At 46.5% G+C, this 15008-nt stretch carries 10 protein-coding genes; 5 read left to right on the forward strand and 5 right to left on the reverse strand.

Going from position 1 to position 15008, the window contains the following annotated elements; translation table 11 throughout:
* The first annotated feature begins 43 nt into the window (after window positions 1-43).
* Window positions 44-2818, forward strand: coding sequence for a response regulator (locus CPZ25_RS00260; RefSeq protein ID WP_096919304.1), 2775 nt, complete (start codon window positions 44-46; stop codon window positions 2816-2818).
* Window positions 2819-2868: 50 nt separating this feature from the next.
* On the opposite strand, the gene CPZ25_RS00265 is transcribed toward CPZ25_RS00260, so the two are convergent.
* From CPZ25_RS00265 to CPZ25_RS00275, 3 genes are all read right to left on the reverse strand, one after another.
* The gene (locus tag CPZ25_RS00265; protein ID WP_058695170.1) at window positions 2869-3999 is read right to left on the reverse strand and encodes an aldo/keto reductase; all 1131 of its coding nucleotides are present in this window, start codon (window positions 3997-3999) and stop codon (window positions 2869-2871) included.
* 124 nt (window positions 4000-4123) lie between these two features.
* Window positions 4124-5470, reverse strand: coding sequence for a M20/M25/M40 family metallo-hydrolase (locus CPZ25_RS00270; RefSeq protein WP_074618228.1), 1347 nt, complete (start codon window positions 5468-5470; stop codon window positions 4124-4126).
* Window positions 5471-5541: 71 nt separating this feature from the next.
* Window positions 5542-6306, reverse strand: coding sequence for a DeoR/GlpR family DNA-binding transcription regulator (locus CPZ25_RS00275; protein WP_074618234.1), 765 nt, complete (start codon window positions 6304-6306; stop codon window positions 5542-5544).
* A 186-nt stretch (window positions 6307-6492) separates the two neighbouring features.
* Here CPZ25_RS00275 and CPZ25_RS00280 point away from each other — a divergent pair, with 186 nt between their 5' ends.
* From CPZ25_RS00280 to CPZ25_RS00290, 3 genes are all read left to right on the forward strand, one after another.
* The gene (locus CPZ25_RS00280; RefSeq protein WP_096919305.1) at window positions 6493-8163 is read left to right on the forward strand and encodes a ribulokinase; all 1671 of its coding nucleotides are present in this window, start codon (window positions 6493-6495) and stop codon (window positions 8161-8163) included.
* A gap of 184 nt (window positions 8164-8347) precedes the next feature.
* Window positions 8348-9046 carry an L-ribulose-5-phosphate 4-epimerase gene (araD, locus tag CPZ25_RS00285; protein WP_058695166.1) on the forward strand — a complete coding sequence of 233 codons (699 nt, stop codon included), beginning with the start codon at window positions 8348-8350 and terminating at the stop codon, window positions 9044-9046.
* A gap of 108 nt (window positions 9047-9154) precedes the next feature.
* Window positions 9155-10537 (forward strand): sn-glycerol-1-phosphate dehydrogenase, encoded by a 1383-nt coding sequence (locus tag CPZ25_RS00290; RefSeq protein WP_074618229.1) that lies wholly within the window; start codon window positions 9155-9157, stop codon window positions 10535-10537.
* 45 nt (window positions 10538-10582) lie between these two features.
* On the opposite strand, the gene CPZ25_RS00295 is transcribed toward CPZ25_RS00290, so the two are convergent.
* Together CPZ25_RS00295 and CPZ25_RS00300 are read right to left on the reverse strand one after the other, a co-directional pair.
* Entirely contained in the window at window positions 10583-11623 is a 1041-nt protein-coding gene (locus CPZ25_RS00295; protein WP_096919306.1) for a YdcF family protein, read from the reverse strand.
* Between the two features lie 87 nt (window positions 11624-11710).
* Entirely contained in the window at window positions 11711-12385 is a 675-nt protein-coding gene (locus tag CPZ25_RS00300; protein ID WP_167495128.1) for a DUF3786 domain-containing protein, read from the reverse strand.
* Window positions 12386-12502: 117 nt separating this feature from the next.
* On the opposite strand from CPZ25_RS00300, the gene CPZ25_RS00305 reads away from it, so the two are divergent.
* Entirely contained in the window at window positions 12503-14860 is a 2358-nt protein-coding gene (locus CPZ25_RS00305; protein ID WP_096919307.1) for an ATP-dependent DNA helicase, read from the forward strand.
* Window positions 14861-15008: the final 148 nt, after the last annotated feature.

The following is a 15008-nucleotide window of genomic DNA, read 5'->3' on the forward strand; positions in this document are numbered from 1 at the left end:
CAGTCTATGAAGGATGAGGCTTATAAAAGAAGGGGATGAGGATATGCTGGATCATTTTAAGGATATAACTAAAATGCAGGAAGTACTGCATGAGGCTCAAACGGGGCTATGGGTCATTGAACTGGAGGAAGACAGAAAACCCAGAATGTATGCGGACAGTTCAATGCTGGACCTGCTGGGTTTTGAAGAAGCGCCCACTCCGGAAATGTGCTATCAGTGGTGGTACGACCGTATTGAGGATGATTACTATCCGATTGTTCAGACTGCGGTGGAGAGAATCACGCAGGATGACAGGGCAGAGGTGCAGTATCCCTGGCAGCACCCAAAATGGGGCAGAATTTATGTGCGCTGTGGGGGTGTCAGAGACTGGAATTACAAAAAGGGAATGTGCCTTAGAGGTTATCACCAAAACATCACCAATACAGTAATGCTTAAAAGGGAATATGACGCCATTATACAAACGCTCAGTAAGAGCTATACCGGTATCTTTTTATGTAATCTAGAGGATAAAACCTATAAGGCCATAAAAATGTCTGAAGTTTTTCAGAAATTTCAAATGGATTTTTCCAATTATGAGAGATTTATAGAGAGCTATGCAGTGGGGGAGGTAGCGCCGCAGTATCAGGAAGCCTTTTTAGAAACAGCAGGAATAAAAAATATCTGCAAACGCATCAGAGACGGTGAAAAGCAGAGTGAGGTTCTCTACCGAAATCAGATGGGGAGGTGGCGGCGAATCAAGATTATGCCTTCATCCGAGTATTCGCCGGCGTATCCGTGGGCGATTATCGCTTTTGACGAGCAGGACGTGGAAATGGAAAAAAGGATTGATGATACCATCACACAGATTGCAGTGTCGCAGATTTATAAGATGGTTATCTGTCTTGATTTTGAGCGGGCCGAGTATCATTGTATCCACTATTATGGTGAGCTGCTCCATTTGTCGAAACACGGAAAATCACATGATTTTTATCGGCAGATCATTAAATTGATGCCTTTGGAGGATAAGAAAGCTTTTGACAGCGTCTTTGACATTCAAAGCTACGATAAAAAAGGCTACCTTGAAGGGGTCCTGAGGCTTTGGGATAAAGAAAGGGAAGCCCTGCATTATTATAATTATTACGCTGTCCGGATTGATCAGGATAATGAGGAGCGCATTATATTAATGCTGAGAAACATTGATGACAAACAGGAGGCGCAACGAAGGGAAAATATATTGTCCAATTTATGCCAGTGTTATTACTCCATCTACCTGTTTGATCTGGAAAACAACGTGGAGGAGGCGATCTGGCAGGAAGAATTTATCAGGGAGCGCCATGAATTTCCAAAAGGCAGGCTGGATACATACTATTCAAAATTTGTCAAGGAGTATGTTTACAAAAGGGATCAGGAAAAGATGTACCGTGCGGGGAGTCCGGATTTTTTAAAACATGTGCTCTCACTGGAGCAGCCAGTTTATGAGGTGGATTTCAGAAGACGATATCCAGATGGCCTTTACTGGGTACGATCGCGGTTCAGCATTGCTGAAATAAGGGATGGAGAGGTAACCAAAGTCATTTTTGCCAATATGAATATCAATGAACAAAAGCTGGAAGAGCTGGAGCAGGAGGAGCAGAACCGCAAGGCGCTTCTTGCCGCCTATGAAACAGCCAAAAGCGCCAATGAGGCGAAAAGCAGCTTTTTGGCACAAATGTCCCATGATATCCGCACGCCCATGAACGCCATTATCGGGATGTCCGCCATCGCGTCCAGTCAGATTGATAACCCACAAAAAGTAAGGGAATGTCTGGAAAAGATTAATTTATCAAGCAAACATCTGTTGGCGCTTATCAATGAGATTTTAGATATGTCTAAGATCGAAAAGGGGAAAATTGCCCTGACAGAGGAACCTTTCTGCCTCAGTGATGTGGTTGAGGATGTACGTGCAATGATCCGGGCAGACGCAGTGGATAAAAAGCATGAGTTTACAGTGATCACAAAGGATCTGGAGCACAATATGCTGACGGGAGATGCTGGACGTATTCGACAGGTACTGTTAAATTTAATCAGTAACGCCATTAAATATACTACAAGCAACGGAAAGATTTTTTTTACAGTGCAGGAGGTATCTGCCACAGTACCCGGCTATGGGAGCTTTGTATTTACCGTTGAGGACAATGGTATTGGTATGGATGAGGACTTTCTGGATTATATTTTTGTACCCTTTTCACGGGCTGAGGATCCACAGGTTCAGAGAATCCAAGGAACTGGTTTGGGAATGGCCATTTCGCAAAAAATAGTGGCGGCCATGCAGGGAAACATCCAGGTTGAAAGTAAAAAGGGAGAAGGCAGCCGATTTGTAGTCACCCTAAATCTGAAAATAGAGGAAGGCCACTCGGCTGCCCGGGCCGAAACAGTAAGAAAACCCGCTGTTCAAAAACAAACATCTGGTTTCTCGGGTAAAATAAAGGTGCTGTTGGTGGAGGATAATCCGCTCAATATGGAAATTGCACAGACTATACTGGAAGAAAAAGGATACCTGGTGGAATGTGCTGAGAATGGAGCTGAAGCGCTTAATCTTTTTATAAAGTCAGAGCCCTACACCTACCAGCTTATCCTAATGGATCTGCAAATGCCAGTGATGGATGGCTGTGCCGCGACACGTGAAATCCGGGAAAGTGTGCATTTACAGGCAAAAAACATACCGATTATTGCGCTGACAGCTAATGCCTTTGCGGAGGACATGGCTAAGGCACTGGCGGCAGGGATGAATGATTATGTCTCTAAACCTATTGATTTTAACAAATTGACCGACATCATTGAGAAATGTATAAAAGAATAAAAATAAACCGTCCGAGCTCTGTTTTAAGAGCTTCGGACGGTTTTTGTTCGTTATAAAAGTTTTTCTGCGAGCGCCGTTACTTTTTTCAAAGCCTCGGGGACGTCGATGCTCTGGGGACAGTGCTCAATGCACTCGCCACAGGAAACACACTGCGACTCTTGTTTTTCTGAACCCAGCGCTCTATAGCCGTTGACAAAATCATTTTTATCCTCGCCTAGCATATACTCGTTATAGAGCTTGAAGAGTCCTGGAATCTCTACGCCGGAGGGGCAGTCCATGCAGTACCTGCAGCCGGTGCAGGGAATGGTCTTTGTTTTTGTGAAGATATCGCCGGCCTTGTTGACAAGCGCCATCTCGGATTCGGATAAGGGCTCAAAATTTTCCATGGTACAGATATTATCAGCGACCTGGTCCATGGCGGACATGCCGCTGAGCACAGTGAGCACATTTGGCAGAGTGGCAGCATAGCGCAATCCCCAGGAAGCCAGGCTTTTATCTGGTTCAGCCTCTTTAAGAACAGCAGCCGCCTCATCACAGAGGACTGCCAGGGTGCCGCCGCGCAAAGGCTCCATGACAATACATGGAAGACCATGTGTTTCAAGAATTTCATACTGGCGCTTGGCATTCTGAACATTCCAGTCCACATAGTTTAACTGAAGCTGGACAAAATCCCAGTCATAACGTTCAACCAGCTCCTCCAGCTTTTCCGGAGAGCCGTGAAAGGAAAAGCCCAAATGGCGGATCTGTCCGTCAGCCCTGCGCTTCAGCAGATGTTCCATAATGTTACAGTCATCATAAACCTTAAAGCTTTCATCCGAAATCGCATGGCAAAGGTAAAAATCAAAATAATCTACCTGGCAGTTTTCTAACTGCTTTTCAAAGATCTCATCGACATCCTTTTCCTCTTTTACCAGAAAACCTGGCATCTTACTGGCAAGATAAAACTGATCCCGGGGATATTTTTTCAGAGCTTTGCCCACAAAGGGTTCAGACAGCCGCTGATGATAGTTGAAAGCTGTGTCAAAATAATTAACGCCGTGTTCAAAAGCATAGTCAAAAAGCGCCTGCGCGGCCGCTTCATCAATCTCCGGTCTGTCCGGGCTGATTTTTGGCAGGCGCATACAGCCAAAACCTAAAATTGAAATGGCGTCTTCAGTGTTTCGATAGCTACGTTTATACATTCTCTCCTCCTAATTATGTAAGCCTGTTCTTATGATAACGCTGTAAAAGGGAACTCGCAAGTAATTTTCATATAATTTGAAAAATAAAAAGACACAAGAGGAAAATCCACTGTGTCTTTGAGCGTTATTGATAATTTTGAATAAACGTGGTGTAAAAAGTAATGGCTCGGCCCAGGTTTTCAATGGAAATACGTTCATTGACGTTGTGCATGGCGTCGCGTTCATTTTTAGTGACCTGCACAGGGGTAAAACGATAGATATTTTTTGATACTATATCATACTTACGCGCGTCAGTGCCGCCCAGCGAAATGGATGGAGTCGTTTCTGCGCCAGGGAAGATAACAGAAATGCAGGCTTCCAGATGTCTGTAGGCCTGAGTATCCGTCTCCGAAAAAACAGAAGGGGGATGATTCATCAAGATTTCAAAATCTGGTTTTTTCTTACCGCAGAGCTTAGTGATATGCCGGATCATATCTTCTACGTTGTCTCCCTGCAGCATACGGCAGTTTAAAATAGCGGAAGCCTCTCCTGGGACCACATTAGCCATATCGCTGCCCTGCAGAATGGTCGGCGCAATGGTGCTTCGTATCATGGCATTGGTCATGGGAACCTTTGAGAGTTCTTTGTAGAGCGCAGGCTTTAAAAGCTCAATATGGTCATAAAAACGGCGCTTTCTGCCATGAACATCCGGCGAGACTTTTTTGAGCAGCTGCTTGACCGGCTCGGTAAGATGCGGCGGCATAGGATGATCCTCGATACTGACCAAAAGCCTTGAAAGTTGATGAATGGCGCTGCCCGGTGAGGGCACGGCAGAGTGTCCCCCCTTCTGTGAAAAGGTAACTTTTAAATTGGCCTGTCCCTTTTCGCCGACGCCGACAGTCGCCATTGGACGGTCGATCTGGGGAAAAAGATTTTCAATGCACATGCCGCCCTCATCCAGCACACACTCAAATTGAATGTTCTGGGACTTGAAAAAAGAAGCAATCCGTGAGGCGCCGAGGTTTCCGCCAACTTCCTCGTCAAATCCAAAAGCGAGATAAACATCGCGCTCAGGCTGCTGCTCCATGGTAATAAAGCGTTCCAATGCCTCGAAAAGAGCAATGATCTGGAATTTATCGTCTAAAGCGCCGCGCCCCCAGATATAACCGTCGGCAACGGCGCCGCTGAAGGGTGGGTAAGTCCATCTAGATTCGCTGCCCGGATCGGTCGGGACCACATCGTAATGCCCCAGAAAAAGCAGAGGTCTGGCTTCACGGTTTTTACCTTTCAGGCGGTAAACTAACCCGTAATTATTCACACGGGTATGCTCAAGATGCTCGTGGCAGATGGGGTAGGCTTCCTTTAAAAAGACAATAAAATCATCAAAAGGCTGATAATCCGGCGCGCGTCCGGGCCGGTTAGAAATTGTTTTTATCTGAATGGCCTTAGAAAGGTTCTGTATTGCTTTGTTGAGCGTAAGGGTCGTATTCATGGCGTCACATCCTTTGACAAAATTAAACTTAATGCTATTATATCATAATTGCGAATTCGCGAAAACGAAAATTAAGCCAAAATAATCTCTACACCCATATCTCGGTATAGCTTTACAATGTCAGGGTCTGCGTCGGAGTCTGTGATCAATGTGTCCCCGGATTTTAATTTTCCGACACAGACAAAATCATCCTTACCAAGCTTATCGGAATCGGCCATAATCACCAGCTTTTTTGAGATTTCCGCCAGAACCTTGTATAGACCGATTTCCACCAGACTGCCGTGATGCAGGGAACCGTCGGTGCCAATGCTGGTCACACCGATATAAGCTGTTTCAAACTTGAATTCCCGGATCATTCCCTCCGCGAAGCTGCCGGTAGTCGCCAGGGTGTTGCTGCGCAGCTCACCACCGATGATAATAATCGAAATATTTGTACGCTTGCTGAGCTCAAGGGCTGTGTTGAGTCCGTCTGTCACAATAAGCAGCCGTCTGGAATTATCCAGCTGCCGTGCCAGGGTAAAGACCGTGGTGCCAGAACTCAGAAAAATTTTCTGGCCGTCTGTAATCATGGCGGCGGCTCTTCGGGCGATGCGCTCTTTATGTTCGGTATTTGTGTTTAAACGCACATAAAGAGGTTTTTCCAAAAGAATATCTGTATTGTTTAAAACAGCACCGCCATGGGTTCTGGAAATTTTCCCTTCATTTTCCAATTTATCAAGGTCTCTGCGGATTGTCATCTTTGTTACACCAAAAAGATTACAGAGCTGCGAAACCTCCACACTGCCGTGTTGTTCTAATAGTTGTAGAATTTGTTCCTCTCTTTGTTCTTTTAACATCGTTTATGTCTCCTTTATGTGCTCTTTTGTGTCACTTATCTATAGAATAAACCATTTTAGGATTAATTGCAAGTAGATTAAAGGTAAACGGTTGACTTCTATTATGAAATGTGCTATTATACAAACATAAAGTATCCAAACGAACATGTTAAAGGTTCATTTAAAACATGAGGAGGAATAACAAAGATGGCAAAGTATGTAATCGGTATCGACTTCGGTACGCTCTCCGGTAGAGCTGTTGTGGTCAATGTAAAAACAGGGGAAGAAATTGGCTCGGCATTTTATAATTATCCGCATGCGGTAATGGACAGAGAGTTGCCAGATGGCACAAAACTGCCAATGGACTACGCGCTCCAGCATCCGCAGGATTATCTGGATGTTTTCAAGAACGCTGTTCCAGAAGTTTTATCACGCACACAAGTAGACCCGGCAGATGTTATCGGCGTAGGGGTTGACTTTACGGCATGTACAGTCTTGCCAGTAAAAGCTGACGGCACACCCATGTGCTTCTTAGACAAATATAAGAACGACCCAATGGCATATGTTATGATGTGGAAACATCACGGCGCTCAGAGCTATGCCAATAAACTGACTGAAATCGCAGAACAGCGCGGAGAAGATTTCATGGCCCGCTATGGCGGCAAGGCATCGTCTGAATCCATGACACCCCGTCTGTGGCAGATCTGTGTCGAAGACCATGAATTATATGAAGACATGGACTATTACATTGAAGCTGGCGACTGGGTAATCTGGCAGCTGACCGGAAAACAGACCAGAAACTCCTGTGCGGCAGGCTACAAGGCTTTATATCACAAAGTAGACGGTTATCCGTCAAAGGATTTCTATAAAGCGCTCGACCCACAGCTTGAAAATGTAGTGGAAGAAAAATTAAACTGCCCAATCTCACCGATCGGCAGCAGAGCAGGTGAAATTGACACAAAAGGCGCAGCGTTGACAGGCCTTAAGGTTGGCACGGCAGTAGCCATTGCCAATGTCGATGCCCATGCAGGTGTACCGGGTGCCATGAAACAGGCTGGTCCGGACCAGATGCTCATGATCATGGGGACATCCACCTGCCACATGCTGATCTCGAAAGAAGAAAAAATTGTACCCGGCGTCTTTGGCGTCGTTGAAGATGGTATTCTGCCAGGTTATTTTGGATACGAAGGCGGACAGAGCTGTGTAGGGGATCATTTTGCATGGTTTGTTGATAACTGCGTTCCTGAAGAATACGCTAAAGAAGCAAGAGCACGCGGTCTAAACCTGCACCAGATTTTAACCGAAAAAGCTGAAAAAATGGCTGTCGGTGAAAGTGGACTTATCGCGCTTGACTGGTGGAACGGCAACCGCTCCGTCCTCCTCGACAACGACCTAACGGGTATGATGCTCGGTATGACACTGCAGACAAAACCAGAGGAAATGTACCGTGCATTAATCGAAGCAACCGCTTATGGTACCAGAGAAATCATTGAAAACTTTGAAAAATGCGGTGTAACGGTCAATAATCTGTACGCGACTGGCGGCATTGCCATGAAGAATGCTATGATGATGCAGATCTACGCCGATGTTACCAGAAGAACGATCCGCATTGCGGGCTCCGAGTATGGCCCGGCCCTTGGCGCTGCGGTTATGGCTTCTGTAGCAGCGGGCGCTGCTGAGGGCGGCTATGATTCTGTATTTGAAGCTGCTCAGGTTCTGGCCAATGAAAAAGATATTCTTTATACACCAAATGAAGAAAACGCAAAAGTATATGACAAGCTGTTTGCGGAATATGCCATCTTGCACGATTACTTCGGCCGCGGCGAAAACGACGTAATGAAACGTCTGAAAGCCATCAAGGCAGAAGCAGCTAAATAGTCAGTAAAAGTCATTCCTCAAACAGGGGAATGACTTTTTTTGTCCCAAATGATTTGTTTTTTTTTGGAGGATTTTATCAATTTACAATTGACGAAATGTTATAAATGTGCTATTATAAAAACATAAAGTAACAAAAAGAACATTTGAAGATCGACAGAAAATTTTAATCATTTAGGGAGGAACCATGTTAGAAGAACTGAAACAGCAAGTTTATGAAGCCAATATGCTGCTGCCGGAGTATAAGCTCATTACCTTTACCTGGGGTAATGTATCCGGTATTGACCGGGAAAAAGGTCTGATCGCCATTAAACCCTCCGGTGTGGAATACGACAAGCTAAAGCCAGAAGATATGGTCATTGTCGCGTTAGAAGATGGTAAAGTGGTAGAAGGAGACCTGAATCCTTCATCCGATACCGACACACATCTTGAGCTTTACCGTGAATTTTCAAATATCGGCGGTGTGGTACACACCCACTCACAGTGGGCGACCATTTGGGCTCAGGCGGGAAAAGATATTAATGCTTACGGAACAACCCATGCTGATTACTTCAATGGACCGATTCCCTGCACGCGTGTTATGACCGATACAGAAATTGAGGGTGACTACGAGCTCAATACTGGCAAGGTTATTGTTGAAACCTTCAATGATATGGACATCAATCCCGATTATATGCCAGCCGTACTGGTTAAAAGCCACGGCCCGTTTACCTGGGGGAAAGACCCGCACGAGGCTGTCCACAATGCGGTCGTTTTAGACCAGCTGGCCATGATGGCCTTCTACACCGAGCAGCTGGCTGGCGGCGCATACCCAATGCAGGATGCACTTTTAAACAAACATTTTTACCGCAAGCACGGCGAAAACGCCTATTACGGCCAGAAGTAGCGAACCAGAGAAACCAAATCCATGATTTTGTGTTCCTTTAAAAACAAGCTTAAAAAACAAATTAAGTATCTGAATCTAACCTGTTTATAAAATCAAAAGGAGAAAAACATGAGTTTTAAAGAATTATCCATTAACGAATTAATCAACCACGAATTTGATTGCAGCTGCGGGAAAAAACATATTGCCAGCATCGAAAATATCGCCATCGGCAAAAACGCTTTAGATAAACTGCCAGGCATTATGGAAACCCAGAAATTAAAAGACGGCAGCACCCTGAGCAAAAACGATAAAATTTTTATCGTGGCCGATGTAAATACCTGGGAAGTGGCAGGAGAACGCGTTGAAAGCATGGTGGCGGGAGCGGGCTATCCTGTTGAAAAATATATCTTTCCGCATAAAAGCATGCACGCAGAAGATAAATACGCCGAAGAAATGAAGGAACATTTACCGGCTGATACCAAGCTGATCATTGCCATTGGCTCAGGCTCTTTAAATGACTTAACCCGTTATGTCGCGTTTGGCGCGGGACTGCCGTATTATATTGTGGCGACGGCACCATCTATGGATGGCTACGCCTCAAACGTTTCTCCTTTAGTTCATAATAATCTTAAAATTACCTATTCTGCAGAATGTGCCAATGCCATCATCGGCGATACCGATATTCTGGCCACCGCGCCGGATGTCATGATCGCAGCTGGTTTAGGTGATGTTTTAGGTAAATATTTAGCCATCAACGACTGGAAAATGTCTGAGCTGATCAATGGCGAATACTACTGTCCAGAAGTTGGGGAGCTGGTTCTCTACTCTGTTAAAAAATGTGTTGATACTGTACCGGGTCTCGTGAACAGAGAATCCGACGCGCTTCAGTACCTGATGGAATCCCTGGTACTCATTGGGATTGCCATGAGCTATATCGGTTTCTCCAGACCTGCGTCTGCCTCAGAGCATCATATCTCCCACTTCCTGGAAATGAAGTCCATCTTCAAGGGCGAATACGGCCAGCTGCACGGTACCTGTGTGGGTATGGCAACCTGCATTGTCAGCGATATGTATGCAAAATTCCTGACCATGCCTTTCGATTATGACAAAGCGCGCGCACATGCAGAAACCTTTGATTACGATACCTGGGAAAAAGAAATCAAACGTTCCTTTGGTCTGGGTTCAGATGAAGTTATTAAGCTATACCAGCAGGTACACCAGAATGATCCTGAAGTGGTTGAAAAGCGTATTGACAGCATTCAGAATAATGAAGCGAAACTGGTCAGCCTGATGGAAAATGTGGTGGCAGATACTCAGAAAGCGCCGGAGCTGTTAAAAGCCCTCCACGGTCTTACCAGTCCGGCTGAGTTCAATGTAACAAAGGAAGAATTCAAGGATATTTTAATGTACGCCAAGGAGCTGCGTAACCGCTATGCTGCACTTCAGTTCTTCTATGATATGGGCGTTCTTGAAGAATTAGCGGATGACATTATTGACAAATATATGAAATAAACCTTCAATAAAAAAGGACAGACGATCGTGTCTGTCCTTTTTAATTTATAAAAGCCCTATGTTTAAAAAGACAAGCTGAGGAACCATGGTGCAGAGGACCAGCGCAGCAAAGACAATGGCATAGGTCTGCCGGTTCATTGAGAGCACCCCGATAAATTCGCGGAGAAAAGCGTTTGGAAAGTAATAAAGCGCTGTCTTTGCCGGAATGCCTGTAAAATCAAGTCCAGCGTCGCGGGCATAAAGACTGGCACGGAGAACATGAAAGCTGCTGGTTACAAATACCCCCCGAGCATTCGGCATAAGCCTGTCAATGATCGCCTTGGAAAACAGCATGTTTTCCCGGGTGTTTCGGGAATGATCCTCCACTAAAATGTCTGATTCATTATAGCCTTTGGATAAAAGGTAGTCTTTCATTACCAAGGCCTCCGAAACCGATTCATCCATTCCTTTACCGCCAGAGACAACAAATTTTGCTTTCTTTCCAGTCATTTCTATCTGTTTTTCATAAAAAGCAATGGCCCGGTCCAGGCGCTTGGCCAGAAGTGGAGTAACCTTACCGTCAATTACCCGGCAGCCCAGGATCAGAATAAAGTCTTCGTCGTAGGAAGGCTTGTTGAAATAGTAAAGAGCAGAGGCATTGGCAAAGCTGATAAACAGAAAGCCGAAAAACAAAACGACAATCGCTAGCATGGAATAGATCAGCGGAATGACAGGATTCACATTCATAAAAAAGGGAAGCGTGCAGAACAGTATCAGCGCGGCAAGAATAATGAGTCCGAGAAACAAGGTTAAAAGATTACTGACCTGCGTTCCCTCGCGCGATACCATCCGCTGTCCATTGATCATCAACGCAATGCTAGAGAAAAGCAGCAGCAGAGGCATCATTAAAAATACCAGCGCGACAATTCCGAGTATCACCCAGATAATCGGATTGAGAGGGGATATTAAGGCATAGCCGAAAAGCCCAAGAAGAAACAGGGCGAGAAAGACCGTCATCAGAATGCCGCCGGCAATGGGGCGTTTCTGCTTATAATACAGACGATAAAACAGGATAAAGACAATAATGGCAGGTATTAAAAAAATCATGGCATTCTCCTGATTGAAATTTATTTTTATAGTATAAATATACCCGCCATTATGAAAATAAAGCAGACATTTTATGACCGGCAAATTTTACCGGTTGTCACCAGCCGTTTTTTTAAGCTTTAGCCGGTACTGTTCCTGAATCAGATCAGCCACCAGGCTGCAAAGGGCCACGCTGTCTTCAATATGCATCTGCTCGCTGATGGTGGCGTCAAAAAGAAGCTGGAAAGCCCCCGGGAAATCCTCATCACCCGCCCAGAACTGGATGCGGGCAGGAATACGCGGCGCAAAGAAACCCTGTGCGCTGAGATCCGCTTTGTTCTCGACAATCGAAAAGCCGATCTCTGGCAGAGCCGCCTTCAGTATATCCGGATTACAGCTGTCATAAAAAACGCCCATGGGCTCAATGACATTCTGCCGGATATTCGGATAAAAGACCGCGCCTCTGGGCTGATCCTTATAAGAAATCCACTTTCCTGAAAGGGGGAGATCCACAGCGTGGGAAAAATAGTTGAGCGCGATGAGACGCCAGCTGATGTCAGGCTTTTCGGCAGTGCCTGCAAAAAACACATCGCCGTGGGGGTAGGGGATGCTCAGAAGCTGTCCAAAGCAGTCAAGGGTGAAATCCCCCGTTTTTTCATCGTAAGGGCAGCCGGTATTTTTTGCGATCACCACAGGATCAAGGGCCCGCAGCTTGCGCCGGCTTTCGTCAAAGGCGCCGCGGTAGGCGCCCTCCTCAGGGTTACTTTTCATATAATCGTACATGGTCTGATACCTCACTTTGTAAGTTATGCCCATTATAGCATGCCGGGGCAGCAGAGGCAATTTCACATTGGCGTGGGTTTGTGCTACAATAGCTTTACTGAGAATGGGGGGATGAGCATGGCCTATGAGGTGGTAGAGCTTTCGGTGCGGGAGCTGGTAGAATTTATTATGCGCTCCGGCAGTATTGACAGCCGTTTTGGCGGTTTTGACCGGGCCGCAGAGGGGGCGCGTATTCACAGAAAGCTGCAAAAAGAAGCCGGAGAGCATTACCGGTCAGAGGTTACCCTGGCCGAGACCACAGACATCAAGGGCTTCACCTTTAAAATACAGGGCCGGGCGGATGGAATTTTTGAGGAGGATGGCATTACCGTCGTCGATGAGATCAAAACCATCACCCAAAGCCTGGAGGATATGGATGAAGACAGCCGCCCAGTGCACTGGGCCCAGGCCAAGTGCTATGGCTATATTTACGGCAGCCAGCAGGGACTTGACTTCATCGATATTCAGCTCACCTATTATCAGGTGGATACAAAAGAGATCCGTCGGTTCCGTAAAAGCTTTTCCGTTATCGAATTGGAAAATTTCTATCTTGCTCTCTTAAACGCTTATATCCGCTGGGCGGAGATGCAGCGTCAGTGGGTTGAAAAGCGGAATCATACCATCCGCACTTTGGATTTTCCTTATAAAACCTACCGCAGAGGCCAGCGGGAGATGGCGGTGGCCGTTTTTAACACCATCAAAAAAAGCGGTAAGCTTTTCTGCCAGGCGCCCACCGGCATTGGAAAAACTTTGTCCACGCTTTTTCCCTCCGTGAAAGCGCTGGGCAGCGGTATGGCAGAAAAACTTTTTTATCTGACGGCCAAGACCATCACCCGCCAGGCTGCTGTGGACGCCTTTGCACTTATGAAGGAAAAAGGCCTGGAGCTTCGAACCGTTACCCTGACAGCTAAAGATAAAATCTGCTTTCTGGGCGAACGCAGCTGTAACCCAGATGATTGCCCCTACGCCGACGGTTATTTTGACCGTGTGAGCGATGTGCTCTATGAGGTGCTCCAGAAGGAAACCGTCTTTTCAAGAGAGAATATCGAGGCCATCGCGCTTGAAAATAATCTATGCCCCTTTGAGTTTTCGCTGGACCTTACGCTCTGGTGCGACGCCATTATCTGTGATTACAACTATCTCTTTGACCCGGTGGTGGCCCTGAAGCGCTTTTTTATGGACGAGAAGGGGGACTACGTCTTTCTGGTGGATGAGGCCCATAATCTGGTAGACAGGGCAAGGGAAATGTATTCGGCTGCTCTTAGGAAATCCGATTTTCTGAACCTTAAAAGGCAGCTGACCAAAACAGATAAACGTCTTAGGGAACCTCTGAATAAAGTAAACCAGGCCATGATCGATCTGCGGAAAAGCTGCCCGGACAGCCGGTCCCGCATCAGCCGGGAGGAGCTTGGAGATTTTAATGAGCTTCTGGGCTTCTTCTGCTTTGCCTGCGAGGAGTGGCAGAAAAAGCACCCGGACCACCCATCGGCCGAGGCAGTGCTGGAGCTCTATTTTCAGGCCCGGACCTATTTAAAGATCGCCGAGTTTTACGATGAGCACTATATTACCACTATTCACATTTACGGCAGCGAGGTGATCGTGAAGCAGGTGTGCCTGGACCCAGCGCTGCTGCTGAGGGCACGGCTGGCCTGCGGCAAGGCATCCGTCCTCTTTTCAGCCACTCTCACCCCTCTGGAATACTTTATCGCAGTGCTGGGCGGCGAGGAGGAAACCCCGCGCTACGAGCTGCCATCCCCCTTTGACCCGTCGAAGCTTGGCATCCTGCTGGCAGATACCATCAGCACCCGCTATGTGGACAGAGAAGAGAGCTATGCCCCCATCGCTGAAATGATCGCCGCTTTTGCCGCAGGAAAAAAGGGCAATTACATGGTCTACTTTCCATCCTACGCTTACCTTAACGCAGTCTGCGAGATTTTTGGGGAACGATTTCCAGATATCAAGACCATGGTCCAGGAGCGGGATATGGACGAAGCCGCAAGAGAAGCCTTTCTGGCAGCCTTTGACGCCGAAAATCCTGAAACCCTCATCGGCTTCTGTGTGATGGGCGGTATCTATTCCGAAGGGATCGACCTCAAGGGCGACCGTCTTATCGGAACGGTTATCGTAGGTGTAGGCCTGCCTCAAATTGGCGACGAGCGCAATATCATCCGGAATTATTATGACGATAAGCAGGGCAGCGGCTTTGCCTATGCCTATCAGTTTCCCGGCATGAATAAGGTTCTCCAGGCTGTTGGACGCGTCATCCGGGATGAGGATGACCGGGGAATGGTGCTCTTTATCGATAACCGGTTTTCAAGCAGCAGCTATCGCAGGCTCTTCCCGCCGCATTTATCCCATTATATAAAGGTGAGAAGTGTGCAGGACATTGGGCGGGAGACCAGAGAATTTTGGGATGAAACGAAAGATTGTGAATAAATACTGTAAATAATAATTAAGCTTCTATATATTATAGTAATCCTGACAGCGGCGCGTCCTCATGGGCTTTAACCTGCTGCCAAAGCTGACTGAGAGTGAGGAAGCAGCCTGCCTGGCCGCAGAGTTCTGAGGTATAAACCTTTATCTG

The organism is Eubacterium maltosivorans, assembly GCF_002441855.2.
Classification (GTDB): Bacteria; Bacillota; Clostridia; order Eubacteriales; family Eubacteriaceae; genus Eubacterium; species Eubacterium maltosivorans.

Bases quoted from the DNA above. Each gene is read 5' to 3' on its own strand.
- CPZ25_RS00300 (WP_167495128.1), bottom strand. From the start codon at position 12,385: ATGTACGATTATATGAAAAGTAACCCTGAGGAGGGCGCCTACCGCGGC.
- araD (WP_058695166.1), top strand. From the start codon at position 8,348: ATGTTAGAAGAACTGAAACAGCAAGTTTATGAAGCCAATATGCTGCTG.
- CPZ25_RS00275 (WP_074618234.1), bottom strand. From the start codon at position 6,306: ATGTTAAAAGAACAAAGAGAGGAACAAATTCTACAACTATTAGAACAA.
- CPZ25_RS00290 (WP_074618229.1), top strand. From the start codon at position 9,155: ATGAGTTTTAAAGAATTATCCATTAACGAATTAATCAACCACGAATTT.
- CPZ25_RS00270 (WP_074618228.1), bottom strand. From the start codon at position 5,470: ATGAATACGACCCTTACGCTCAACAAAGCAATACAGAACCTTTCTAAG.
- CPZ25_RS00260 (WP_096919304.1), top strand. From the start codon at position 44: ATGCTGGATCATTTTAAGGATATAACTAAAATGCAGGAAGTACTGCAT.
- CPZ25_RS00265 (WP_058695170.1), bottom strand. From the start codon at position 3,999: ATGTATAAACGTAGCTATCGAAACACTGAAGACGCCATTTCAATTTTA.
- CPZ25_RS00280 (WP_096919305.1), top strand. From the start codon at position 6,493: ATGGCAAAGTATGTAATCGGTATCGACTTCGGTACGCTCTCCGGTAGA.
- CPZ25_RS00295 (WP_096919306.1), bottom strand. From the start codon at position 11,623: ATGATTTTTTTAATACCTGCCATTATTGTCTTTATCCTGTTTTATCGT.
- CPZ25_RS00305 (WP_096919307.1), top strand. From the start codon at position 12,503: ATGGCCTATGAGGTGGTAGAGCTTTCGGTGCGGGAGCTGGTAGAATTT.